Raw genomic sequence first — 24,656 nt, 5'->3', positions numbered from 1 at the left:
GTGGTCACGCGGCGCAGGCCTCGCCGCCTCACCGCGGGTTGATCGTCCGAAGCTCCGTGCCGCCCGCGTAGGCGTAGCTTACGAACGCGTCGAAGCCGTAGACCACGACGCCCACGGGCTTGGTCGCCTGGAGTCGATGGACGCCATCGTTCTGGCGGCCCGGTTCGACCTTCGGAGCGCCCTCCGGGGTGGTCGTGATGACCGGCGTCGACATGGGGCACCGGTACGCGAAGTGAGCCGGCGGTCCCTTTCGGATGGCGTCCGTGAGACCGTCGGCGGGAGCGACCTCGCAGGTGTCGGCGCCGAGCTTGAGGCCATCGAGGAAGACGTCGGCGCCGTTGGGCACTGCGAGCACGAGGAAGTCGAACGCGTACTTGTCGGGCAAGAGCAGGACGTAGTCGCGTCGCCATTGCTCGATGGGCGGGACGTACGTGAGCGAGGGATCGCCGCCGGGCATGCCGCGGGGCACGGAGGCCGCTTCTTGCGAGACCACGATGTCGGCGACGACCACGCTGGCCGATGCGGTCATCGTGAAGTCGCGCTTCGACGAAATGGTGCGAAACGCGCCTTCTTCGTCGAGCGTGAAGGCGTCGTCGGGTGGCGGCAGCGTTGTCGTGACGCGCGTCGTGCCGGGCTGCGTCGCCACCACGCGATAGAGCTCCGGCTCGGGGGCTGGCGCGAGGGCGGCGCCGGCGCGCACGATGGCGTCGAGCCGGCTCGGCATGTGCGCCACCGCGAACGATTTGCCCGCGGCGCGCGTAGGCACAGCTTGCTCCTCGAGGTGGTCGGCACAACACAAGCGTCCCGACAGGGACGAGAATGTCGGCGCGTCGGAGGCTTCCGACCCGGCGAAGACCACGACGGGATGGTTGGCATCCACGAACGAGCCCGTGAAGTCCGCCAAGAAATCGCCCGTCTCGAGGTTGAGGACCTCAAACGGCTGGAGCGTCTTCTCGAAGAGTTGGCCCGCCGGGACGCCGCCCGGGAGCGGCGGTCCGGGCACGATGCGCGCCTTTGAGCGCACGCGAACCGTCGTGTCAGGAGTCGTTCCCACGATCGTCAAGAACGCGCGGAGGTTCGTGTCGAAATTCGTGTCGGGGTTGTCGGTCTCCGCGATGGTCTGTGGCCAGCTCGCGATTACGTACGGACCGTCGAGGGCGCTCGTGGGCAAGAGCTGCGAGGCGTCGTTCGAGAAGACGCCGACATTCTCAAGCGGGTTGAACTGGTAAGAGACGATGGGAAAGCTCGACTTGATCCGGAACGCGTTGCGCGTGAGCGCCGTGTGCGTCCCGTTGTTGGTCGTGCCCGCGGGCGAGCCGTCTACCTCGCGCGAGCCGAGGTAGAAGACCTCGAGGCTACCGGGGGGAATCTTCGCCGTGGCCACGGTGCGGAGCGAAGGGGGCATGCCGACGGCTGCGTCGTCGACCTCGATGGTCACCTCCGTGGTGAGATCGGGCTCGACCGACGACAAGACGACCGCGAAGGGTTGCGCGGCGGCGTTGAGGGCGCGACTGGGCACCGCGTTGTCGAGATCGACGGCCCAATATTCGCAGCCGACGTTCGACTTCTCGTTCTGCGCTCGCGCGCAGAGATTTTGGCACGAGCCCTCGCGGCAAGCGAAGCCCTTCGAGGGATCGCACGTCTCGCGCTCCACGTAGGCAGTCCCGTCGAGGAGGCACTGCGTGACGGTCGCGCCAGCACAGCGCGTCTCTTCGGGCCTGCATGGCGCGCAGCGGAGGAAGCTGGGCACACACACGAGGCCGCGCTCCTGGCAGCGATCGAGCGCCTTCCACGTGGGCTTGTCGCCGGCGTCGTCGCAGCGCGAAAGCTCCTCGCCGCGGCACTGCACGGTGCCGGGCACACACTCGGCGCCGAGGGCGAGCGCCACATCGCGATAGGCGTGATCGAACGAGCACGACAACACGGTCAGCGACACAGGGGCTAGGGCCACCGCGGCCGCGATTCGCGAGCGCAAGGTTGTGTCTCGTGCCGGCACGTCAGTAGCTGCCGGCGAGCGTGTCCCACGCGTGGGCCGTCCAGCGCCCCTGCGAAAGGTGACCGGAGCGAAGCTTGTCGTAGGTGAATCCGGCCTCGAGGCGCGCGACTGTGACGGTGGTGCGAATCGGCCCCGCCTTCACGCCGAGCTGATCGGGGAAGGTCGAGAGGTCGGGCAAGCCGAAGTCGGTCCTACCGACGGGCGCGACGATGGTCCAGCTCGTGAGCCCACCGCCCGACTCGACGAGGATGTGGGCCAAGTCGTAAGCGCCGCTGGCGCCGAAGGCAACGTGCGTCCCCGAGAAGGCACCGGCCGCCGGTTCGATGAGCTGGGGCACGGGCAAGAATCCGCCGAGCGACACGGGGCTCGAGCCGTTGGTGGTGCGCACGCGCGAGACCACCGACGCCGGCGCCATCTGACTGGGCGAGGTCGCCGCGGTGGCGCCCACGACGTAGGACTCACCGGCGAGGGCGCCATCGAGAGACGGCACCGGTGCGAAGTCGATGGCGCCGGGGAAGGGAAGGAGACGCGTCTCGAGGGAGCCCGGCAAGACGGCGTAGGCGTTGGGGCCCACGCTCACCGCGAAGTTCGCGAACAAGCGATCTGGCCCCCGCGGTCCCACCGGCGGTGGTTGGCTGGTGACGGAGAAGCGGTGATCGACGAGCACGTTCATCGCGATGTCGACGTCGGTCACCGACTGATTGGGCGCCGCCGCCACGCTGCGCGCGACGCCCATGGCAAAGACCGAGAACGTGCCGGAGCCCTTGCTGCGGTCCTCAATCCCGGCGAGGGCCACCAGGGTGACGTTGCCGGGGGGCGCGACGAGCGAATACGTGTAGCCGCTTGCGCCAGGCGAATCGGGCGTCGTGGCCTGCGATGCGGCGGGCAACGAGAACGAGTTCTGCGGCGATGACGACGCCATGAAGACGTAGGCGGCGAGGCGTTCCGTGGGACGAACGGGCAAAGGAACGTTGCGCCAGCCGGCGCGCTTGAACTCGACGCCACCCTCCCAAACGAGCTGACCCGAGATGCTCGAGCCTTCGCGGAAGCCGCGGCCACCCGTCGACGGCGGATCGTCGAGGCTCGCGCAGGAGATGTCGACGACCGGTGGCAGGTAGAACGTGGCCGTGTCGACGGGCACGTCGACGAAGGTCATGGGGTGGTGGCACTTGGCTGCGGCCGTCACCGTGATCTTGGTCTTGCCTGCGAGGGCGGCGCCGGCGAGCGTGGCGGAGCCGCTGGCGGCCGTCGTGCCGACGACGCCAGCAGGAATGGACTCGCCGGCGATCACAGTCGCTCCGCCGAGCGGCAGGCCCGTCGCGCCATCGAGCACGTTGACCTTCAGCGTGCCGGCCAGCACCCCTCCCGAGAGGCCGCCGCGGCTCGGATCGAAGAGGTCGGTGTAGCTGTAAGCGTCGCGGGCGGAGACCGTGGGCGCGCCCGGCGTTGTGGCGACGACCTCAACGGGGCCAAGGGCGCCGGACGGGGTTGTGCACTCGAGCTCCGTTGCGCTCTTGACGTTGACGTCGGTGCAGCTCGCCGTTCCAAAGGTCACCTGCGTGCCTGCTTGGAAGGACGTCCCTTTGCCTTCGAGGCGGACGCGCGTGCCGCCGGTCTGCGAGCCCGAGTCGGGCTTCACGACGAGTGCATCATACACGAATCCCCCCGCGAGCGTCCGCTCGTCGGCGGTGAGCAGGTTCCTCACGCTCACGTCGGCGGGGCCCGGGTCGCCCTCGGGCGTCAACACTGCGATGCGCGTGGGATCGCTGGCCACGATGGAGCTGACATCCACGGGGCGCCCACCGATGGTGATGCCCATCTTCGATGAGAAGCCTCGCCCGCGGATCACGATGCGCGTGCCACCCGTCGGGGGGCCGTGCGAGGGGGTGACGCCAAGGACGCTGAAGGGATCGCCCAGGTCGACGTTCGTTGCTCCATCAACCGACGCGTCGCCAAAGTCCACGGGGCTCGCCACGCCCGCGTCCTCCGGGGCGAGGAGCCGCGGGCCGCCGCCAAAACACGCCGCCAGCGTCGCCGCGGGGAGCGGGAGCAGCAGGGACACCACGCGCCCGGCGCGCGAGAGGGCCGTCCACCTTCGCGACATCCTCTGAGGCTACGGACCTTCGGCGCCGTGGCAAGCGCCATCGCCCGCGGCGCGGCTTCCCACGCATCTTTGCGCAAGCCCAGCCGTCAGCAGGTCGGCAACGCCTGCCGCAGAAGGTCGAGCGCTTGTGCCTTCCGCGAGTGGGACTTCGGCAAGACCGAGGGCTCCTCCGCGCCTTCCGCTTCGGCGAGCGCCGCCGCCATTGGCGGCGGGACGACGGCGGGACCGACCGGCCCGACGCAGGCGGGGCAACCTCGCTCGCAAGGGCATCGCTCGATGAGCCGCAGCGTGCGAGCGAGGAGCGTAGCGCGCTCTTCGAAGATGCGCTCCGACAGGCCGGTGCCCCCGGGGACGTGCTCGTACAGAAACAGCGTCGGGTTGTACTTTGGCCCGCCGCCCGTGACCTTCTTGGGGACCAGGTTCGCGCGCCCCTCGTCGTCGTCGTCGGTTTCCGTGGTGGGGTCCGCGTCGCCGAGCGACGTGCCGAGATCGCGCGGATCGCACATGAGCGCCAAGGTGGCGCTGGTCTCGAGCGCGATGCCGATGCCGCGAAGCGCGTCGACGGCGGCGGCGCGACCGAACGGGAGCTCAGCGATGACCGCCTCCGGGACCGTGAGCCAGAACGCCATCGTGTGCATCTGCATCTCTGGCAATCGCACGTCGCCGTAGCCGGCGTTCTCATGGGTGTAGAACTTGATCTTCTTGTAGCCGACGACCTTCTCGACGACCGAGACCTCGCCGAAGCCCGATGGCCAAGGAGGTCGCCCCACCGAGTCTTGGACCACAGGGCCGACGCCGCTCTCTTCGAGGACGCGGATCTGCGTGTAGGTCATCGCGTCGGTGTAGTAGTCGGGCTCGACCTTGCGCACGAAGGCCTTGTGGTTCTCGTAGTCGAAGCGTTCGACCTGCCAGCACTCGCCGTCGTGTTGGTAGATGGCCTGCTCGTGGAGCATCGTGTGGGCCGCGCGCCAGTCGAGCTCGCCGATGGTCTTGTCGTGCTCGACGTCGACGATGACCACGTTGTCCGAGCCGATGCTCCGCAAGGAGACGTTGTTGGCCGGGTAGCTGTCGGTGGCCCAATGAAATGTCCCATTCGACTCGTGGACGACCTCGTGTTTCGCGAGAAACTCGAGGGCCTCGCGCGTCTCGACTTCCGCGAGCTCGCCGAAACGTTCGCCGCGGCGGAAGGGGAGCTCGAAGGCTGCGCACTTGAGGTGCTGCACGAGCACCTCGACGTTGTCCGGGTCGATGCGCGCCTCCTCGATGGGCGCGCCCAGCAGGTACGCCGGATCGCTCGCGAGGTATTGATCGAGCGGCGCGCTCGACGTTACGAGGACCGCGATGCTCGACGCGCCGCGGCGGCCCGCGCGACCAAAACGTTGCCACAGGGCCGCCACGGACCCCGGGTAGCTGGCGCACACGACCGCGTCCAGGTCACCGATGTCGATGCCGAGCTCGAGGGCGTTGGTGGCGACGACGGCCAAGAGCTCGCCCTCGCGAAGCTTGCGCTCGATTTCGCGCCTTTCGCCAGGCAGGTAGCCGCCACGGTAGGCCATCACGCGCGAAGGATCGACCTCCGGCGCGATGGCGTCGCGGAGGTAGCGCAACATCACCTCGACGCTGTTCCGCGAAGCGCCGAAGACGATGGTCGGCACGTGGGCACGCACGAGGTCTTTGGTGAGCATCACCGCTTGCTTGACGTAGCTGGCCCGAATGCCGAGCTCTGCGTTGACGACGGGAGGGTTGAACAAGAAAAACCTTCGATCGCCGCGTGGCGCACCGCTCTTGGCGATGAGCTCGATCTCGGACTCCGGTTCGCCAAAGAGGCGCGCCGCGTGGGCTCGCGGATTGCCGATGGTCGCCGTGGCGCCGATGAACGTCGGCTTCGCACCGTGGAAGGCCGCGGCACGCTTCAGTCGCCGGAGCACGTTGGCGACGTGGGAGCCGAAGACGCCGCGGTACGTGTGCATCTCATCGACGACGACGTATTTCAGGTTCTGCATCGTGCGGGCCCAGCTCGCGTGATGCGGCAAGATCCCTGCGTGGAGCATGTCGGGGTTCGTGAGGACGATGCCGCCGCGCTCGCGGGCCGCGCGCCTCGCGTCGCCGGGCGTGTCGCCGTCGTAGACGACGGCGGAGCCGAGGGCTGGACCACCCCCGGCGCGGCTCGCCTCTTCCAGGAGCGTGCGAACGCTGGCCTCCTGATCGCGGGCCAACGCCTTGGTTGGGAACAGGTACAGCGCGCGGGCGTCGCGATCGGCGGTGAGCGCCGAGAGCACGGGCAGATGGAAGCAGAGGCTCTTGCCGCTCGCCGTCGGCGTCGACACCACGAAGGAACGCCCCCGCGTGGCGGCGTCAAAGGCTTGGGCCTGATGCGAGTAGAGCGCTTGAATCCCGCGCTGACCGAGCGCCGCTGCGATGGCCGGGGGCAGGCCTTCAGGCATGGGCCGCTCGTCGGACTCGCAGCCGGGCACGACCTCGTCAGCGTTGAAGCAAGGCCGAACGGTCTTGCTCTTCAGCCAGTGGTCGAGCACCGGGTCGAGGCCACGTGGCGTTTTCCAGGGCGGCGCGGGCATCGCCCGATACTAAACAAATGTTCGGCGGTCCGGGAGTCGTCAAAATGCGGCCCGGTTTCTCGTGGGGGGGGAAGGGAAGATCGGTCCGCTCGGTTGGTTCACGTAGCGCTGGCCGATGGGTTCGCGTAGTTAAGCGGTCCGTTTCGCACGAGGAGCGAACCAGCAGAGTGGGACCAGGGCGCGATGGAAGACGGCTCTCAAAACGACGCGCCGAAAGAGGGGCAAGAGCCCGTCGGCCAAGGCAGCCCGGCCCCCGACGCCGGCCCCACAGCTCTCGACCCGGCCGACGCTGAAGAGCTCGCGCCCGGCGTGCCGCGCCTCGAGACGCCGCGCGGCGCGGGTCGTGACATTCCGAGCGATCCGCACGCTCGGCCGTCGTACGTGTTCCTGGCGATCGTCTCCTTGATCACGCTCGTCTCGGACGTCGGAACCAAGATCTGGGCGGAGCGAAACCTCGACGGTTACCCCGGCATCGCGCACATCTGGAACAAGGGGCCGCTTCAGCTCGACCTCATCCTCGCGAAAAATCGCGGCGGCGCATGGGGCCTGCTCCAGGGCACCAGCGAGAACGTCCGGCGGCCGTTCTTCCTCCTCGTGTCCGTTGCGGCCATCGCGTTCATCGTCAGCCTCTACCGGCGCCTCCTTCACACGCAACACGCGCTCAAGTGGGGCCTGCCGCTCGTGCTCGGTGGCGCGCTCGGCAACGTGTACGACCGCATTCGATACGGCCACGTTATCGACTTCATCGACGTGCACCTCCTGTGGAAGGGCGCGCCGCGCCATTGGCCCACGTTCAACGTCGCCGACATCGCGATTTGCGTTGGCGTGGGCCTCATGGCCGTCGACATGTTCTCGGCCAAGAAGCCGAAGCGCATCGCGCCCGAGGCCTTGCCGCTCGCGCCTGCCGTCGCTGGCGAGGTCTCCATGGCCCTCCCCGTTGAGTCGGCCGCCGCGACGGTCTCTGCCGACGCTCCGGCGACGGTCGAACCGCCGAAATAGCGCGTCCGCCGAGCGACGGCGATTGTTGCTATCGTCCTAGCGTGCGCCCCGAGCTCTTTCGGCTCTTCGATCTCGCGTTCCCCGCGTACTTCACGATGCTCGTGACGGGCTTCATGTTCGCGACGCTCCTCGGCGTCGTGTGGGCCCGGCGCATCGGCCAGAACCCGGACGTGATCGTCGACCTCGGCATCGCCATGCTCATCGCTGGCGTTGGCGGCGGCCGCATCCTCCACGTGCTCGCCGACGGCTATTTCTGGGACTACGTCCACCTCTGCACCAACCCGGCGCTCGTGGATTGGCCCATCGGCAAGGCGGATTGCCTGTCTTCCTCGTACGGCGGCTTTTGGGACGAGGCGAAGAAGGTGTGTCACCCGAAGGAGGCCGACTGTTTCGCGTGGGCGAAGTTTTGGGCCGGTGGCCTCACGTATTACGGCGGCTTGCTCGGCTCTTCGGCGGCCGCCGTCTTTCTCCTGCGCCGCGACCGCTTTCCGTTTTGGAAGGCCGCCGACATGGCGGGCTTCGCCGTGCCGCTCGGCCTCGCCTTCGGCCGCATGGGTTGCCTACTCGCGGGTTGCTGCTTCGGGACGCCCACGTCGCTCCCCGTCGGGCTCTCCTTTCCGCCTCGCAGCCCCGCGAGCCTCGGTCAGTTCAAAGCCGGCTTGCTCCCGACGGACATGACCTGGAGCCTGCATGTGCACCCTACACAGATCTACGAGTCGCTCGGCTCGTTGGCCATCGCCGCGGCGGCGCTGCTCTTGGTTCACCCCCGCAAGCGCTACGACGGTCAGGTCTTTCTCTTCTTCGTAGCCAGCTACGCCGTCTTGCGAGCGCTGCTCGAGATCTGGCGCCAAGACGACCGAGGCGGCGTCCTCGGGCTCTCCACGTCCCAGCTCATCGGCATCGCGCTCCTCGCCGTCGCCGCCTTCGCCCACAAGGCGCTCGTGCGGCGTGTTCCGACGCCCGCGTAGGCGACTACGACGGAGCGGGGAGGGGGGGCCCGCCCTCCACTTGTTGGCCTGCGCGGCGGCCTTGCTTCATACTCCCGAGTCGTGTCGAAACGAGCGCTCCTCTTCCCGGTTTTTGCAGTGGCGTTCCTCGCGCTCGCCGCCTGCTCGCAATCGTCGGCGCACCCCCCGTCGCTGCCCGATTGCACGCTGCCCTACGGCTGCAACCCCGGCCAAGGCCTCGGCACCTCGGAGCCTGGTGACGGTTCCGGCGGCGACGGCGGCCTCATCGGAACCGCGCGAGACGCGTCGCGCGACGGCGCCGACAGCGGCGGCTGATCGGATTGACTGCGGGCGGCGCGGTGGCGCGCCGAACCGTGGTCGTTGAGGCGGCTACGGGCACGCGGGCCAGCCAAGCGCAGCTTCATACTCGCTTGGTGTGCATCGTCGCAGTGCGGGCAATCCGGCTCCCTTGCCAATGTCCAACGGGGCCATGTCGCCGAACATGAAGATGCGGCCGTCGGTCTCGCGGACGTAGCAAGTGAACTCCGTCGTGCTGCCACCGTGAGGGAGTCCGCAATAGAGTCGGACGCCCACGAAGCAGGTGCCCGAGTCACCCTGGACGCTTGCCCATCGCTCGCCACACCCAGGCGGGCACGCGCCGCCGTCCCAGCCAAAGTAGCAATCGTCGCCCGTGAGGGCCGGCGTGGTGTCCGCTCCGCCATCGACGGGCCCGCCCGGACTGCCGTCGATTTCCGACGACGGCGGCGGCGTTGGGCCGGCCTCCGAGGAGGGACGGCACGCGGAGAGTCCCAAGCAGGTGAGGGCCATCGCGATCTGCCGCTTGTTCGACATCGGCTCCGTCCCTTCGTTCCGTGAGGAGCGTACTTGAAGAAGCCCCTGTTTGTGGGGTGCCGTCTTCGCCGTGTTGAGCGCGGGTCCGTGGTCGGCTACGGGCACAACGGGTCGAGCCAGCCAAGCGCAGATTCCAATTCGCTTGGCGTGCATCGTCGCAGTGCGGGCAACCCAGCTCCCTTGCCGATGTCCAACGCGGCCACGTAGCCGAACATGAAGATGCGACCGTCGGCCTCTCGGACGTAGCAAGCGATTTCAGCTGTGGAGGTGCCATCGACAGGGCGGCCGCAGTACAGTCGGACGCTCACCGCGCAGGTGCCTGAATCACCTTGAATGCTCGCCATTTGCTCGCCACACCCAGGCGGGCACGCGCCGCCGTCCCAGCCAAAGTAGCAATCGTCGCCCGTGAGGGGCGGCGTCGTGTCGCCCGCTCCGCCGTCTATCGGTCCGCCCGGACTGCCGTCGACTTCCGACGACGGCGGCGGCGTTGGGCCGGCCTCCGAGGAGGGCCGGCACGCCGAGAGTCCCAAGCAGGTGAGGGCCATCGCGATGTGCCGCTTCATGGAAGCACCTCGTTGTGCCAGAGCCACGCGTCATGAATGCGCACCGTCTGGCCAGGCGGAATGGAAACCGCGACGACTTTTATTCGGAGCGAACAGCCCGCGGGGACGTTCACTGCCCGCGTGTGCAAACGCTTTCTGACGTCAAAGTCGCCGTGCCATCCCACCAAAGTCTCGACGCCGCCGCAAACCTTGTACGACTCGACTTCTATGTCCGAAAGGTTGTCCGTGTTCTCTCCGTACCAAGTGAGGGCATATCGATGGTGCTGGAACGTCGCTGACAACTCTCCAACATGGACGTCGCCGTTCGACATGTCGAACCATCCCCACCCCCATCCCCACGGACCAGTGAATTGATCGTTTCTCGGCAGTCGCATTCTCAGTCGCCCGGCCCCGCTCACGGGGTTCATGCCCGCGTACGCGTAGGTGTCCGCGGCGCTGTCAGTCACATGATTGAACGAGTCCGCCATGACCAACATCTGCGGAATCAGCTCCTTGCCCCCTAGGTTGGCTCCGTAGCTGGCCCGCACAGCTTGCTTGAGCAGAATCGCGGCAGCCGCGGTGGTCGGCGCAGAGAATGAGGTGCCTGAAACCGAGAAGTAGGGGTCTGCGGTAAGCCCAGGGTTCGCGTACGCCGACCGCTGCTTGATCGGGGCCATCACATCTACCCCTGCATAGGTACCGTACGAACCGTAGTGTGTTCGCATTGGGACGCCACCCCGCGCGGTCATCTGCTGGCTACCAACCGCCTGTAGATTCAGCGCCTCATCCTTACTGTCGTATCCGCCAACCGCCAGCGTCTCAGGGAGCAGTGCAGGAAAGCCCAACGAGCACGACGGGGAAGCGTGCTGGCTATTGCCGGCAGATGCGACGACGAGCATGCCAACGTTGAGCGCGTCTCGAACAGCACTGCGCACATCGTCCAGATCAACTCCAGGCACGCCGCCGCCACACAGTGGTGACGCGTGTGCGGAGTAGTTCAGGACGTCGGCACCGAGGGCAATTGCATCCAGAATTGCCCGCCGTAGCCGAACCGCACCCCCCGCCAAGTAGTAGTGCATCGTCGCGCCGGTGGCTGGCCCGCTGCGGCGAATCTGCTCGGGCAGGTTTCCTGGATATTGGGTAGCGCTTCCTTCGATTGAGCCCGCCAGCACGCTTGTTACTGCTGTTCCATGGCTGGACACGTCCGGCAATAGACCCCCGACCTCGCTGCATCCCGTGTCGATGCACAGTCGCGCGTTAAGGAGTCGACCGGTCACGAGGCCGGGGTGGTTCCACGAGATCCAGTTGAGCGAGTCGACCCCGCCATCAGGAAGCGGGGTCTGGGTTTCTACCACTGCGGCTCGCACGGGAATGTTGGCCCCAAGCGCACTGCCCGCTTGGCCGCGGAAACCTGCGGCGATGAAAGCGTCGAGTCCCAGCTGGGCTCGCACGACGTTCTGACTCCAAACGGCCGTGCCAGCGTCGCCGTAAAGGATCTGGTCGGGCTCCATGGTCGCCTCCGGATCGCTCAAACTCCAGCGCTGGACCCCACTTAGTCGAAGGGCGGCTGCTGCACTTATGGCGGGAATCGAGAACGTCACGCTGTTGTTGTTCCAGAACCGAGCAAAGTTGGACGCACCTAGCTTGGTGAGCTCCGATTCGAGAGCAGCCTGCCCGGGCGCGAGTCGCTGCTCCCTCTGAAGGATCGCTCGCTGACGTCCTGCAACGTCTAGGTTGCGGAGGAGGATCCCTACATCCTCTGAATCGCCGAGCGTGGCTGTTAGCTGCAGCTGGGTCGACGCAGGCACGCTCGCCGCGCGATCGCTGATGCGTTCGGTTCCAGTCCGCGTGTCGGCTGGCGGAAGCAGCGACGGAGGTTTGCGGGCCAGCGCCGCCTTCTGCTCCGCGACCGTGAGTTTCGTCCAGCGCGTCTGGTACGGCGGTACGAGGTAGGTGACTCCGTCACCAGCAGCCCCAAACACGGCTTCGCGGGCTGTGATGGCTTGATGAAGCTGCCCTACCTCGGGCTGACTCGGACTGGGAGTCGTCTGCTCTGGCGAGCTGCAACCCTCAACGTTCGCTAGCGTGAGCGCGGCGATAAAAGCCCCCCCCCGTCGCCCCACCAAGCCACGCAAGTTTGATCGACATGTGAATACCCCCCTCCGACTCGAAGATATTGGAGAGTGCGCTCCGCTCATCGCGTCAGACCGCATGGGACGAGGTTGAGACCGGAGCGATCCAACACACCTTGAGGTCACGTGGCCGGGCACCCGAGCAGGCCCGCCTCCTCCTGTTCCGTCGTATTGACCGCGCGCCCGGCGGCGGCGACCATCCTCCCGCCATGAGCGCCAAGATCCTCGACGGTAAGAAGCTCGCTGAAACGGTCCGCGGCGAGGTCAAAGAGGGCGTCCTGGCCTTCGTGAAGCGTTTCGGTCGCGCCCCGGGGCTCCACGTCATCCTCGTGGGCGACGACCCGGCGAGCGCCGTCTACACGCGCAACAAGGAGAAGGCGTCGAAGGAGGTCGGCATGAACGGCGAGCTCCATCGGCTTCCCGCGGAGACGAGCGAGGCCGAGCTCCTCGCCCTCATCGCGCGCTTGAACGACGACGCGAGCGTCGACGGGATCCTCGTGCAGCTCCCGCTTCCGAAGAGCATTCGCGAGATGGCCGTCCTCGACGCGGTCTCGCCAGCGAAAGACGTCGACGGCTTTCATCCACAAAACGCCGGCCTCTTGGCGTCGGGAAGGCCAGCGCTCGTGCCCTGCACCCCCCGCGGCTCGATGCGCCTCATTCGCGAGAGCGGTGCAAAGCTCGCCGGCGCCCACGCCGTGGTTGTTGGTCGAAGCAACATCGTCGGCAAGCCGATGGCGCAGCTTCTGCTCGCCGAGCACGCCACCGTGACCATCGCCCACTCGCGCACGAGCGACCTCGCGAGCGTCTGCCGCAGCGCCGATGTGCTCGTCGCGGCGGTGGGCAAGGCCGAGCTCATTCGCGGGTCGATGATCAAGCCCGGCGCCATCGTCATCGACGTGGGCATCAACCGCGTCCCGGCGGAAGAGCCCGGCAAGACGAAGCTCGTGGGTGACGTGGCCTTCGCCGAAGCGAAGGAAGTCGCTGGCGCCATCACGCCGGTGCCCGGTGGCGTGGGCCCCATGACCATCGCGTGCTTGCTCGAGAACACGCTTCGCGCGGCGTGGCTCCGCGAAGGCGTGACGCCTTAGAGCCTACTTGAGCAGCTTGTCGAGGACGCGGTCGAGCGCGTCGAGATCCTTGTAGGGGATCACGAGCTCGCCCTTGTTGCCCTGATCGCGCACGACAACCGCTGTGCCGAGCGCGCGCGTGAGCCGGCCCTCGAGATCGCGCAGCGACGCCGACTTGGCCGCGGCCGGTGCGGCGTCTTTGCCCTTGCCGCTTCCGCTCTTGGCTCGAGCCTTGCGAACGAGATCTTCGGTGGCGCGCACGCTGAGCTTCCCGCGCAGGACCTTGTCGGAGAGGTCTTCCAACGCCTTTTCGTCGGGGGCGCCCAAGAGCGCTCGTGCATGCCCTTCCGATAGCTCGCCGGTCACCACTTTGTGCCGAATGCGCTCCGGCAGCTTCAGGAGCCGCAGCGCGTTGGCCACTGTCGTTCGGTCTTTGCCAACACGCTCAGCGAGGCTCTCCTGCGTGTAGCCGTGCTCCTTCACGAGCCGCGAATAGGCTTCCGCGAGCTCGATGGGGTTTAGGTCTTCGCGCTGAACGTTCTCGATGATGGCGAGCTCGAAGGCTGCCTTGGTGGAGACGTCTTTGACGACGACCAAGACCTCTCGCAGGCCCGCTTTCTGCGCAGCGCGCCATCTCCGCTCGCCGGCGATGAGCTCGAACTCGTCGGCGCCCGGCTTCGCGCGACGCACCACAAGGGGCTCGAGGAGGCCGTGTTGTTCGATGGATAGGGCGAGCTCGTCGAGCGCGAGGCCGTCGAAGTGCTGGCGCGGCTGGCCCTTCTGCGGCCGAATCTTCTCGATGGCGCACGAAAAGACGCTCTTGTCGCCGTACGACGGCGTGGGCGCGGCGACGGGCAAAAGTGCGTCGAGGCCGCGGCCGAGGCCGCGTTTCGGTTTCTCGATCACGCGGCTCCCCCAGAGCGCGGCGCCGCGTCCTTGCGCGGCCGGGCCTTGAGCGCGCCGTGCCCCTCGAGCAGCTCCTTCGCCAGCGCCAAGTAGCCTTGCGAGCCTTTGGACTGAGCGTCGTAGAGGAGCGCGGGCCGGCCGTGCGAAGGCGCCTCCGAGAGGCGAATGTTGCGCGGGATGACCGCGTCGAAGACGCGGAAGTGCTTCTTCACTTCGTCGCCAACCTGATGCGCCAGGTTGTTTCGCGCATCGAACATGGTGAGCACGATGCCTTCGACCTCGAGCCCCGGGTTCGTGCCCTTCTTGATGCGGTCGATGGTGGCCATGAGGTGCGTGAGCCCCTCGAGCGCGTAGTACTCGCATTGCAAGGGCACGAGCACGTGCGTCGAGGCCGTGAGCGCGTTGACCGTCAGAAGGCCCAAGGACGGCGGGCAGTCGATGAACACGTAGTCGTAGGCGCCGGCGGTCGCGGCGGCGAGGGCGTCACGGAGCCGCGTGGCGCGATCCGGCTCGTCGACGAGCTCGATCTCGGCGGCGACGAGATCTTGCGTCGCGGGCGCTAGAAAGAGGCTGCCGATCTCCGTCGGCACCACGATGTCCGCGAGCGTCGCCCGCCCGATGAGCACGTCGTAGATGCTCTTCTCCACGGAGCGCGGGCGCACCCCGACGCCGGAGCTCGCGTTGCCCTGCGGGTCCATGTCGAGCAGGAGCGTGCGCACCTCGGCGGCGGCGACGCTTGCGGCGAGGTTCACGGCTGTCGTGGTCTTGCCGACGCCGCCCTTCTGATTGACGACGGCAATGATGCGCGTGCTTGCGCGCGCGCCCTCGGTCTTCGCCGCTGCTGCCGTCTTTCGCGTCATCGCCCGGTGCTTGCTCTACCCGAAGCGCGAGAATGAGGGCGCGCTTTTTTGACGTGCACCGCACACGTAGTATGGTGTCGGCAGATGTAGGCAATCAGTCGGTGTCAAGGGAATCCGGCGCTGAAACGAGTGCCTGGTTCATCGACTGAAGGAGCGGGAGGCTGCGATGCGAAGCGACCAACGAAGGACGCTCGGTGGGGTTCGATCCGCCGTTCGGCAGGATCAGCAGGATCAGAAGGGGCGCCTGATGGCGGCCCTCCACGGCGAGCCCGAGCTCGCGCCCGGCATCCAGCGCTCGCACGACCGCGCCTTCTGGAGCCGCCGGCCCCTCGGCGCCCACGCCGACGCGCGCGTCATCGCCGCCGGCTGAATCAAAGAGTTGGTTCGCTCTCGCGGGCGAGCACAGACACACGGAACGAAAGAACGGAGAAGCCATGGCCCGGAAGAACTACGGATCGATCGAAGAGTTCGAGCGCGAAGAGCTCCGCCCGCACTTCAAGGTTGGGTTCACCTTCGAAGACCTGATGCAGGAGACGAGCTTCGAAGGCACCGACCTCCTCTTTGACGATCAACACGACGAATACGATCCCGACGCCTTCGACGACGAAGACTGAGAGGAGCGCCTCACCGCTTCACTTGAATTTGCCGCGCGGCAGAGCCTCCTCCCGGAAAGCCGCGCGTTCTCGCCCCTCGGTCTCGCCTGACCGAGGGGCTTCTTTTTTTGTCGCGCGCGCGGTCGCGCGCACAACGTCGCCTGTTGGTCAGCGTCCGCAAAGCTCGCGCGAGCCCTTGACGGCGCGGCCTCCCGGCGGCCTCATGAAGGCGTGCGTCGTCCGCCCGCCCAGCCGCCGCCCGCCCAACATGCGGGCCCTCCCGGCGCGGGACCGGTGCCACGCACCGTCTACATGGAGCCGGTGATCTACCGGGCGCCGTATCCCTACGCTGGCGGCGCTCCGCCAGACCCGGCAGCGCGGGGGCCCGCTTGGGCGGCACCGGCAGCCGCCCGGCCCGCGCCCGCTTACCCATCGCAGCCCTATCCCGAGCGAAGGGCGGCGGCCGGTCAGGCGTTCGGTCCTGCGCCGGCGCGCGCAGCCCAGCGGCCGGCGGGCCCGGGCCTCTTTCGGCGCCTCGTCTCGCTCGTCTTCACGCTCATCACCGTGGTGCTTGTTCTTGGCGGGGCAGGGCTCGTCGGCCTTGCGCTCCTCGCTCGCGAGGGCGTGAGCCCCATCGCAGACGAAGACCTCCCCGTCACGCTGCCGGTTCAGCCCATCGCGATTCCCGACCGCACGCCCCTCGTGGGAAAGCCCGACAAGGTTGGCGAGACCGCCTGGACCTCGGGCACCTGCGGCGACTTCTCCAAGGAGCGTGATTTGCCGGCGTACCAGGCGGGTCGCAGCTCCGGTTCGGCGGGCGCGCTCCGCGGACGCACGGCGGCGCTCGTGCTCAAGCTTCACAGCCCCTCGATGGTGTGGACCAAGTCCGCCGAGCTCACCGTCGAGCGCGCCGCGCTCATGGCCCAGCGCTTCTACCTCACGCAAGCGACGGCGCACGGCGTGACCGATCTGCGCTTCGACCTCATCCCCTGGGGCCTTCGCACGAACTACCAGATGCCGTCGCTGAACCTTGAGGCCAACCAGCGCTTGCCCTCCAAGACGATGGACCTCATTCGCGAGAGCTCGCGCGCGTCCATCGAAGCGGCGCTCGGCGCCAAGCTCGATCGCGTGATCCAAGAGCTCCGCCGCGACGGCTACCAGAACGTGGCGCTCTTCGTGTTCTTCCCCGTGAAGACCAAGGCCCGCAACTTCGCCGTGCCGTCTTATCGGAGCGCGCCCAACGATTACCCCGAGGCCGCGTACCTCTTCGCGCCGTCGAGCGACTTCGGCCAGTTCGCCGTCACGCTCGCGCACGAGGGGATGCACCTCTTTGGCGCCGACGACCTCTACCGCATCAAGAACGTCGACAAGCGCGACGACGACGACATCATGGGTGAATACTGCACGGGATTTTTGCGGGCGAAGGTCAACGACGCGACGTCGTTCGCCGTCGGGTGGCGCCCTGCCGCGCCAGTGCGCGGCTACAAGTTCGACGTCAAATAGGCCTCCCGAGCCGGTCGACGCGCTCCTTCACCCCTTGGTGAGGATCATCGCCAGCGCAATCCAGAGCGCGCCGGCGACGACGGCGGCGGCGAGGTTGCCGCGCGCGATCTCTTCCTCGAGGTCGATGCGCTTCAGCACGTACTTGTCCATGGCCTTGATGGCGATGGCACCGACGAAGATGGTGATGACCCCGAAGAAGAGGTGGACGACCATCGAGATCGCGCTCGCGCGAATAAGGGAGAGCTCGGGCATGGCCCAACGTCGCGCGAGTTGGGGGCGCGGGTCAAAGGACTGTCAAAGGGGCAGAGCGGGGGTAGACCGGGCAGGGGGGGCGAGATATCGTGCTCTCCCTTTCCCCTTCAAGGTCCAATGCAAGTCAACGTTCAGCGCATCTCGCCCGTGGTCATGGAGCTCGCCGTCGAGGTCCCCGTTCAAACCGTCAAAGCCGAAATCGACAAGGCCTACACGAACCTTGCTCGCAAGGCGCACATCAAGGGGTTCCGGCCCGGCAAGGCGCCGCGGAGCGTGCTCACGCACCTCTTCTCAGGGCAGGTCGCGACCGACGTCGCCAACGTCCTCGTCAACGACACGCTGCCGCGCATCCTCACGGAGAAGAACGTGACGCCGGTCAGCACGCCGCAGGTCGAGCCGGGCGCGCTCAACGCGTCCACGGCCTTCAGCTACAAGGCCCGCTTCGAGGTCTCGCCGGAGATCAAGGAAGTCGTCTGGGAGGGTTTTGACCTCATCCGTCCGAAGATCGAGGTCGAAGACAAGATGGTCGACGAGTGGATCGACCGCCTCCGCCAGGGCATGTCGACGCTCAAGGCGCCGGAGCCGGCGCGGCCGACCAAAGCCAACGACGTCGTCACCATCGACTTCACGCTCTCCGTCGGAGGCAAAGAGATCAAAGACGGAGGCGGCCAAGGTGTGCAGCTCGAGCTGGGCGCCGGTCAGGTGCTCCCGGAGCTCGACGCGGCCCTCCTCGGCAAGGCCGTCGGCGACAAGTTCGAGGTCGACGCCAAGTTCCCCGACGAGCATCCCCGCGACGACTTCAAGGGCAAGACCGGCCGCTTCGCCGTGACCATCACGGAATCGAAGGAGAAGGTCCTGCCCAAACTCGACGACGAATTCGCGAAGGATATGGGCTCCTTCCAGACGCTCGTTGAACTGCGTGCCGACGTTCACGACAAGCTCACCAAGCAGGTCAAGGATCAGTCCGAGATCGCTGTCGCCGAACAGGTCGTCACCAAGCTGAACGAGTCCAACAAGGTCGACGTCCCCCCGAGCCTCGTCGAGCAGCAGACCCGCATCATGGAGCAAGAGTTCGTGATGCAGGCGCGCCGCATGGGCCAGCGCTTCACCCAAGCGCAGGCGCAAGAAGTCGGCGTGAAGATCCGCATCGACGCGGAGCGCAAGGTCCGCGCGGGCCTCCTCATGGCGGCCATCGCCCAGAAGCTCGAGATGAAGATCACCGAGGCCGACATCGAGAAGGGCCTCGAGGAGCTCGCGCAAGAGACCGGGAAGAATGTCGCCAAGCTGCGCGTCGAATACCGCGAGAAGTCGAAGCGCGACATGCTCGTCGGCATGATCCTCGAGGACAAGATCTTGGACCTCATCGAAGGCAAGGCGAAGATCAAAGAGGGCACCCTCGAAGAGGCCCAGAAGGCGCAAGGCGGCTCCGCTGGCGAAGCGAAGGCCGAGGCGAAGTCTGACGCCAAACCCGAAGGGGACGCGCCCAAGTCCGAAAAGGGCGAAGGCAAAGCGAAGTCGAAGAAGGCGAAGAAAGGCGAGGACGAATGAAAAGGCCGGAGACCCGCACCCAAGCGATCCAGACGCTCGAGCGTGCGAAGGACTTCATTCCCTACCCGACGGTCGTCGAGACGACCCATCGCGGTGAGCGCAACTGGGACATCTTCAGCCGCCTGCTGAAGGACCGCATCGTCTTCCTCGGCACCGAGATCAACGACGATGTGGCCAACATCATCATCGCGCAGTTCTTGTTTCTCGAGAGCGAAGATCCCGACAAAGACATCATGCTCTACATCAACTCCCCCGGCGGGGTGGTGACGAGCGGTCTCGCGATCTACGACACCATGCAGTACGTGCGCTGCCCGGTGGCTACCACGTGCCTCGGCATGGCCGCCTCCATGGCCGCCGTGCTCCTTGGCGCGGGTTACAAGACGCGTCGCGGCTCGCTCCCCAACTCCCGCATCATGATCCACCAGCCGCACGGCGGCGCTCGCGGTCAGGCGACGGACATCGAGATCCAGGCGCGCGAGACGCGGCACCTCAAAGACACCCTCACCAACATCCTCGCCAACGCGACGGGTAAAGATCGCGAGCAGGTCCACAAGGACATCGACCGCGACTTCTGGATGGGGTCGCAGCAGGCCAAGGAGTACGGCCTCATCGACGAGGTCGTCCCGGCTCGCACGAAGGGCGCGCCGAAGGAAGCGAAGTAGGCGGTTTTAGCCGTTCTCTCTCGCTTGTCGGGCACGCCATCGCGCGTGCCATCACGAGCCGGGACGCACCGCCCCCCTCGCTGGCTCAGAGCTGGTTCAGAGCTGGTTCAGAGCTGGGTCAGAGGCGCGGGGTGCTCCCGGCTCTTTCTTTTGGTCACGGGCGTCCGTTCACCGAGAGTGAGTGCTTCGGGACCACATGGCGCAAGCTTGCGGTGCCCCTCGGGCGCGTCTAAGCTCGGGTTCGTGTTCGTGAAGGTCCTTCATTCGATTGCCCTCGGGGCGAAGTAGGCGGAGACAGTGGTGGAGCGCAGGCGAGACGATCACACGAGCGGTAACCTCAATTGCTCCTTCTGCGGAAAGTCGCAGAAAGAGGTCAAGAAGCTCATCGCCGGTCCCACCGTCTACATCTGTGACGAGTGCATCGGACTCTGCAACGACATCATCGCCGAAGAGGTCGAGAAGGAAGAGCCGTACGGCGGCTCAACCCCGATCCCCAAGCCCTCCGAGATCAAGACGATCCTCGACGAGTATGTCGTTGGGCAGGATCGCGCCAAGAAGGTCCTCTCGGTCGCCGTCCACAACCACTACAAGCGCATCGACTCGCGCGTCGCTCAAGAAGACGTCGAGCTCCAGAAGAGCAACATCTTGCTCCTCGGCCCCACCGGCAGCGGCAAGACGCTCCTCGCGCAGACCCTCGCGAAGATCCTCCACGTGCCCTTCGCCATCGCCGACGCGACGACGCTCACGGAAGCCGGCTACGTCGGCGAGGACGTCGAGAACATCATCGTTCAGCTCCTGCAGAACGCCGACCACGACGTGGAGCGCGCCCAGCGCGGCATCGTCTACATCGACGAGATCGACAAGATCTCTAGGAAGAGCGACAACCCCAGCATCACGCGCGACGTCTCCGGCGAAGGCGTGCAGCAGGCGCTCCTCAAAATCATCGAAGGCACCGTCGCCAACGTGCCGCCGAAGGGCGGTCGCAAGCACCCGCAGCAAGACTTCTTGCAGGTCGACACGACCAACATCCTCTTTATCTGCGGCGGCGCCTTCGTCGGCCTCGACCAGATCGTTCAGCGCCGCATCGGCCAGCAGACGCTGGGCTTCGGCGCCGAGATCAAGAGCAAGAAGGACTTCAAGCTCGGCGAGCTGCTCGAGGTCGTGCAGCCGGAAGACCTCTTGAAGTTCGGGCTCATCCCCGAGTTCATCGGCCGCTTGCCCGTCGTGGCCACGCTGCACGAGCTCAACGAAGACGCCCTCGTCGACATCCTCACGAAGCCCAAGAACGCCATCGTGAAGCAGTTCCAGAAGCTCTTCGAGATGGACGGCGTGAAGCTCAAGTTCACGAAGGGCGCGCTCTCGGCCGTTGCTCGCGAGTCGCTCGCGCGTAACTCCGGCGCCCGCGGCCTCCGCGCCATCCTCGAGACGGCGATGCTCGACATCATGTACGAGGTCCCCTCGCGCACCGGCATCAAGGAAGTCGTGATCAACGAAGAGGTGATCACGAAAAAAGAGCCGCCGCTCATCGTCTACCAAAAGGAAGCCGAAGCCGGCTGATCCGCTTCCGGCGCGGCTCGCGCGCCCGAACGACGACGCCTAAGGAGGCCCGCGCGCTCCGCCAGCCGCGCGGCCTCAGTCGATGACGGTGATGGTCAACATCCCGTTTACGGTGGCGTCCAGCGACGCCTGCCGATCGGCGACGCAAACGTCGACGCGGGAACGCCCTCGGCCCCGAAAGGCGCCGCCCGTGTCCACCACGCGGAACTCAATTTCACGCCCGTATTTGGCTTCGAATTCCTGAATCCGAAGCTTCTGCCCGTAGGGAAAGGCGTTGGTGTCCATGGCCAAGGAAACGTATTCGTCGGCCCCGCTCAGGTAGCCTTGAAGCGTTCGGAGCCGGGCTCCCTTGCGGTCGACGAAACCGCCCTCGATGGCTGAGTTGTCAGGAAAATAGCCGGTGGCCTTGGCCTGGAACGTCTCGCCGGGACTGCCGGCAAGAGCGCTACCGCCGGCGGCAGCGGCGGGGGCGTCGCCGGGCGGCGCCAACTCCAAGTACGCGCCGTGGCAAAACCCATGGCTGCCATCCGCAACGGTCACCGCGTAGTACGCTCCCTGCGGTTGTCCATCGTCAAGGGTCACCGCGGTGCCTGCGGGCAAGAGCCGAATCAGCGTTCCGTCCGTGGAGGGGGCGTCGCGAAGCCGGACTGGCGTCATGGTGACGGCTTTGGACCCCGCTGGGAGCGCCGCGGTCAAGGGGCCCTGGTCTTCGGCCAAGTCCTCTCGCGCCGCCGCTCCGCAGGCGGTGCTGCCTCCCGCGAGGAGCATGGTCGCGACCCAGAGCAGTGCTCCACCGATGCGCATGCGGCGACGTTACCGGGCGCCCCGAAAAGCACACGTCTCCGAGACGTGTCAGACGGCGCATCGCATTTTCTGAAGGGCGACATGCAAAGTGCATCGGTTAGGTCGGCGCGACGTTTGACGTCGGTGCGTCTCGTGCCGTTGCTTCTGCCGAGGTTGACGTCCGCGAGACGCACCCTGCTGGGCGGTGAAGGTTCGAATCGGCCACCCCAGCAGCCCTTTCCCCGCCGCGCCCATTGCCGTGGCGCCGCGTCGATGGCAAAAAGGATGCCGATGTTTTTTTAAGTCCGACGAAGGGAAGGGCCCTGTGACCAAGAAGCGAGTGGTTCCGCTGCTTCCGCTCCGCGACATCATCGTGTTCCCGCACATGGTGAGCCAGCTGTTCGTCGGCCGCGAGCGGTCCATCAACGCGCTCGACGCCGCCATGACGCGCGACAAGGAGATCTTCCTCGCCGCGCAGAAGAACGCGAAGACCAACGAGCCGACGCCGGAGGACATCTTCACGGTCGGCACCGTCGGCACGGTGATGCAGCTGCTCCGCCTGCCCGACGGCACCGTGAAGGTCCTCGTCGAGGGCAAGCGCCGCGCGCGGACCAAGAAGTTCGTGCAGACCGACGAGTACCTGCTCGTCGAGGTCGAGGACATCGTCGAAGCGGCGGGCCGCACCGTCGAGACCGAGGCGCTCATGCGCTCCGTGCAATCGGCCTTCGAGATGTACGTGAAGCTGAACAAGAAGGTTCAGCCGGAAGTCTTGATGAGCGTGCAGACGATCGAAGACCCTGCACGCCTCTCCGACACCATCGTCGCCAACCTGCCCACCATCAAGCTCACCGATCGGCAAGGCCTCCTCGAGATGGAGGACTCGCAGAAGCGCCTCGAGCGTCTCCACGAGCTGATGCAGGCCGAGATCGAGATCCTTCAAGTCGAGAAGAAGATCCGATCACGCGTCAAGAAGCAGATGGAGAAGACGCAGAAGGAGTACTACCTAAACGAGCAAATGCAGGCCATCCAGAAGGAGCTGGGCGGCGGCGAGCGCGACGAGTTCAAAAACGAGATCCAAGAGATCGAAGAGCAACTCAAGGCGAAGAAGCTCTCAAAAGAGGCCGTCGGCAAGGTCAAGAAGGAGCTGAAGAAGCTCAAGATGATGCACCCCACGAGCGCCGAAGCCACGGTGGTGCGCAACTACATCGACTGGATCCTGACGCTCCCCTGGGGCGAGGCCAGCGAAGAGAACTACGACCTCAAGGCCGCCGAGCAGATCCTCGACGAGGATCACTACGGTCTCCGCCGCATCAAGGAGCGCATCATCGAGTACCTCGCCGTGCAGGCGCTCACGAAGAAGCTCCGTGGGCCGGTGCTCTGCTTCGTCGGGCCGCCGGGCGTCGGCAAGACGAGCCTCTGCAAGAGCATCGCGCGCTCCACCGGCCGCAAGTTCGTGCGCCTGTCACTGGGCGGCGTGCGCGACGAAGCCGAGATTCGTGGCCACCGCCGCACGTACATCGGCGCGATGCCCGGCAAGATCATCCAGTCACTCAAGAAGGCCGGCACGTCGAACCCGGTCTTCCTCCTCGACGAAGTCGACAAGATGTCGAGCGACTTCCGCGGCGATCCCGCGGCGGCGCTCCTCGAGGTGCTCGACAGCGAGCAGAACCACGCCTTCGGCGATCACTACCTCGATCTCGACTACGACCTCTCCGACGTCATGTTCATCACGACGGCGAACACGCTGTCGCAGATCCCGGTGCCGCTCCAGGATCGCATGGAGATCATCAACCTCTCGGGCTACACCGAGTTCGAGAAGCTCAACATCGCCGTGAAATACCTCGTGCCGCGCAACAAGACGGAGTGCGGCCTCGACGACGTCGACTTCACGATCACCGAAGGCGCCCTCCGCACCATCATCCATCACTACACGCGCGAGGCCGGCGTTCGCTCGCTCGATCGCGAGATCTCCAGCGTCTGCCGGAAAATCGCGCGTCAGGTCGTCGACGAGGGCAAAGACAAGGTCACCGTCATCGAGGCGAAACACGTCCCGAAGTACCTCGGGGTGCCGAAGTTCCGCCTCGACCGTCGTGAAGAGCACGATGAGGTCGGCCTCACCAACGGCCTCGCGGTCACGTACGCCGGCGGTGAGACGCTCGCATGCGAGGTGGCCGTGCTCCCCGGCAAGGGCAAGCTGCTCGTGACCGGCATGCTCCAGAAGATGATGGAGGAGAGCGGTCAGGCGGCCATGAGCTACATCCGCGCTCGCGCCGGCGTGCTCGGCCTCGAGCCGGACTTCTACCAAAAGGTCGACGTCCACGTTCACTTCCCCGATCCGAACCCGAAAGACGGCAACAGCGCCGGTGTCACCATCACGACGTCCATCGCGAGTGCCCTCACGCGGGTCCCCGTGAAGCGCAACGTCGCGATGACCGGCGAGGTCACGCTACGCGGCCGCGTCCAGGCCATCGGTGGTCTCAAGGAGAAGCTCCTCGCGGCCCACCGCAGCGGCATCACGACGGCCATCGTGCCTCGCGAGAACCGCCGCGATCTGCGCGAGGTGCCGCGTCGCGTGCTCAAGTCGATGCGCATTCTGCTCGTCGAGCACATGGATGACGTGCTCCGTGAGGCGCTTGCGTGGCCCAACCCCGACGCTGTCTTCGGTCCCGCCAAGGACTCGATGGAATACATCGGCGGCGAGCTCGTCGTGCGCGGCGTGCCGGTGCCGAAGCCGTCGGGCGATCCGGCGCCGGCGCCCGTTGGCCACTGAGGCGGCG

At 66.5% G+C, this 24,656-nt stretch carries 21 protein-coding genes; 11 read left to right on the top strand and 10 right to left on the bottom strand.

The window, feature by feature from the left end:
• Positions 1 to 28 precede the first annotated feature (28 nt).
• From IPG50_05180 to IPG50_05170, 3 genes are all read right to left on the bottom strand, one after another.
• Positions 29 to 1,975, bottom strand: a complete 1,947-nt coding sequence (locus IPG50_05180) for an IgGFc-binding protein (GenBank protein ID MBK6691582.1) — start codon at positions 1,973 to 1,975, stop codon at positions 29 to 31.
• 22 nt (positions 1,976 to 1,997) lie between these two features.
• Complete coding sequence (locus IPG50_05175; protein ID MBK6691581.1) at positions 1,998 to 4,100, bottom strand: IPT/TIG domain-containing protein; 2,103 nt, start codon at positions 4,098 to 4,100, stop codon at positions 1,998 to 2,000.
• A gap of 86 nt (positions 4,101 to 4,186) precedes the next feature.
• Positions 4,187 to 6,676: a DEAD/DEAH box helicase gene (locus IPG50_05170; GenBank protein MBK6691580.1), complete on the bottom strand. Its 2,490-nt coding sequence runs from the start codon at positions 6,674 to 6,676 to the stop codon at positions 4,187 to 4,189.
• A gap of 183 nt (positions 6,677 to 6,859) precedes the next feature.
• Between IPG50_05170 and lspA the strand changes: the two genes are divergently transcribed.
• From lspA to IPG50_05155, 3 genes are all read left to right on the top strand, one after another.
• Positions 6,860 to 7,675, top strand: coding sequence for a signal peptidase II (gene lspA / locus IPG50_05165; protein MBK6691579.1), 816 nt, complete (start codon positions 6,860 to 6,862; stop codon positions 7,673 to 7,675).
• Positions 7,676 to 7,716: 41 nt separating this feature from the next.
• Entirely contained in the window at positions 7,717 to 8,643 is a 927-nt protein-coding gene (locus IPG50_05160) for a prolipoprotein diacylglyceryl transferase (GenBank protein ID MBK6691578.1), read from the top strand.
• An 81-nt stretch (positions 8,644 to 8,724) separates the two neighbouring features.
• Positions 8,725 to 8,958 carry a hypothetical protein gene (locus tag IPG50_05155; protein ID MBK6691577.1) on the top strand — a complete coding sequence of 78 codons (234 nt, stop codon included), beginning with the start codon at positions 8,725 to 8,727 and terminating at the stop codon, positions 8,956 to 8,958.
• Positions 8,959 to 9,012: 54 nt separating this feature from the next.
• Here IPG50_05155 and IPG50_05150 read toward each other — a convergent pair whose 3' ends face one another.
• The 3 genes from IPG50_05150 to IPG50_05140 all read right to left on the bottom strand — a co-directional run bounded on the left by IPG50_05150 (position 9,013) and on the right by IPG50_05140 (position 11,998).
• Entirely contained in the window at positions 9,013 to 9,474 is a 462-nt protein-coding gene (locus IPG50_05150; protein MBK6691576.1) for a hypothetical protein, read from the bottom strand.
• Positions 9,475 to 9,569: 95 nt separating this feature from the next.
• A complete protein-coding gene (locus IPG50_05145; GenBank protein MBK6691575.1) occupies positions 9,570 to 10,037 on the bottom strand; it encodes a hypothetical protein in 468 nt (155 codons plus the stop codon).
• A complete protein-coding gene (locus tag IPG50_05140) occupies positions 10,034 to 11,998 on the bottom strand; it encodes a S8/S53 family peptidase (GenBank protein ID MBK6691574.1) in 1,965 nt (654 codons plus the stop codon). Before IPG50_05140 ends, IPG50_05145 begins: the two co-directional genes overlap by 4 nt.
• A 359-nt stretch (positions 11,999 to 12,357) precedes the next feature.
• On the opposite strand from IPG50_05140, the gene folD reads away from it, so the two are divergent.
• On the top strand, positions 12,358 to 13,236 hold the full coding sequence (gene folD, locus IPG50_05135) for a bifunctional methylenetetrahydrofolate dehydrogenase/methenyltetrahydrofolate cyclohydrolase FolD (GenBank protein ID MBK6691573.1): 879 nt from the start codon (positions 12,358 to 12,360) through the stop codon (positions 13,234 to 13,236).
• A 3-nt stretch (positions 13,237 to 13,239) separates the two neighbouring features.
• On the opposite strand, the gene IPG50_05130 is transcribed toward folD, so the two are convergent.
• Together IPG50_05130 and IPG50_05125 are read right to left on the bottom strand one after the other, a co-directional pair.
• Entirely contained in the window at positions 13,240 to 14,121 is an 882-nt protein-coding gene (locus tag IPG50_05130) for a ParB/RepB/Spo0J family partition protein (GenBank protein ID MBK6691572.1), read from the bottom strand.
• A complete protein-coding gene (locus tag IPG50_05125) occupies positions 14,118 to 14,981 on the bottom strand; it encodes a ParA family protein (GenBank protein ID MBK6691571.1) in 864 nt (287 codons plus the stop codon). Before IPG50_05125 ends, IPG50_05130 begins: the two co-directional genes overlap by 4 nt.
• Positions 14,982 to 15,147: 166 nt before the next feature.
• Here IPG50_05125 and IPG50_05120 point away from each other — a divergent pair, with 166 nt between their 5' ends.
• The 3 genes from IPG50_05120 to IPG50_05110 all read left to right on the top strand — a co-directional run bounded on the left by IPG50_05120 (position 15,148) and on the right by IPG50_05110 (position 17,077).
• A complete protein-coding gene (locus tag IPG50_05120; GenBank protein ID MBK6691570.1) occupies positions 15,148 to 15,351 on the top strand; it encodes a hypothetical protein in 204 nt (67 codons plus the stop codon).
• A gap of 64 nt (positions 15,352 to 15,415) precedes the next feature.
• On the top strand, positions 15,416 to 15,595 hold the full coding sequence (locus IPG50_05115) for a transcriptional regulator (protein ID MBK6691569.1): 180 nt from the start codon (positions 15,416 to 15,418) through the stop codon (positions 15,593 to 15,595).
• Positions 15,596 to 15,805: 210 nt separating this feature from the next.
• On the top strand, positions 15,806 to 17,077 hold the full coding sequence (locus IPG50_05110; protein ID MBK6691568.1) for a hypothetical protein: 1,272 nt from the start codon (positions 15,806 to 15,808) through the stop codon (positions 17,075 to 17,077).
• Between the two features lie 27 nt (positions 17,078 to 17,104).
• Here the strand turns inward: IPG50_05110 and IPG50_05105 are convergent, their stop codons facing one another.
• On the bottom strand, positions 17,105 to 17,329 hold the full coding sequence (locus IPG50_05105; GenBank protein MBK6691567.1) for a DUF350 domain-containing protein: 225 nt from the start codon (positions 17,327 to 17,329) through the stop codon (positions 17,105 to 17,107).
• Positions 17,330 to 17,446: 117 nt separating this feature from the next.
• Between IPG50_05105 and tig the strand changes: the two genes are divergently transcribed.
• From tig to clpX, 3 genes are all read left to right on the top strand, one after another.
• Positions 17,447 to 18,877, top strand: coding sequence for a trigger factor (gene tig, locus IPG50_05100; GenBank protein MBK6691566.1), 1,431 nt, complete (start codon positions 17,447 to 17,449; stop codon positions 18,875 to 18,877).
• On the top strand, positions 18,874 to 19,539 hold the full coding sequence (locus tag IPG50_05095) for an ATP-dependent Clp protease proteolytic subunit (protein MBK6691565.1): 666 nt from the start codon (positions 18,874 to 18,876) through the stop codon (positions 19,537 to 19,539). The genes tig and IPG50_05095 overlap by 4 nt, the downstream gene beginning before the upstream one ends.
• Positions 19,540 to 19,839: 300 nt before the next feature.
• On the top strand, positions 19,840 to 21,096 hold the full coding sequence (gene clpX / locus IPG50_05090) for an ATP-dependent Clp protease ATP-binding subunit ClpX (protein ID MBK6691564.1): 1,257 nt from the start codon (positions 19,840 to 19,842) through the stop codon (positions 21,094 to 21,096).
• Positions 21,097 to 21,171: 75 nt separating this feature from the next.
• Here the strand turns inward: clpX and IPG50_05085 are convergent, their stop codons facing one another.
• A complete protein-coding gene (locus tag IPG50_05085; protein MBK6691563.1) occupies positions 21,172 to 21,900 on the bottom strand; it encodes an SH3 domain-containing protein in 729 nt (242 codons plus the stop codon).
• Between the two features lie 364 nt (positions 21,901 to 22,264).
• Between IPG50_05085 and lon the strand changes: the two genes are divergently transcribed.
• Positions 22,265 to 24,649 carry an endopeptidase La gene (gene lon / locus IPG50_05080; GenBank protein ID MBK6691562.1) on the top strand — a complete coding sequence of 795 codons (2,385 nt, stop codon included), beginning with the start codon at positions 22,265 to 22,267 and terminating at the stop codon, positions 24,647 to 24,649.
• Positions 24,650 to 24,656: the final 7 nt, after the last annotated feature.

This window comes from Myxococcales bacterium (assembly GCA_016703425.1).
In the GTDB taxonomy this organism is placed as follows: Bacteria; Myxococcota_A; Polyangia; order Polyangiales; family Polyangiaceae; genus JADJCA01.
The sequence above is the reverse complement of the archived record's forward strand: the minus strand, read 5'-3'. Positions and strand labels throughout refer to the sequence as shown.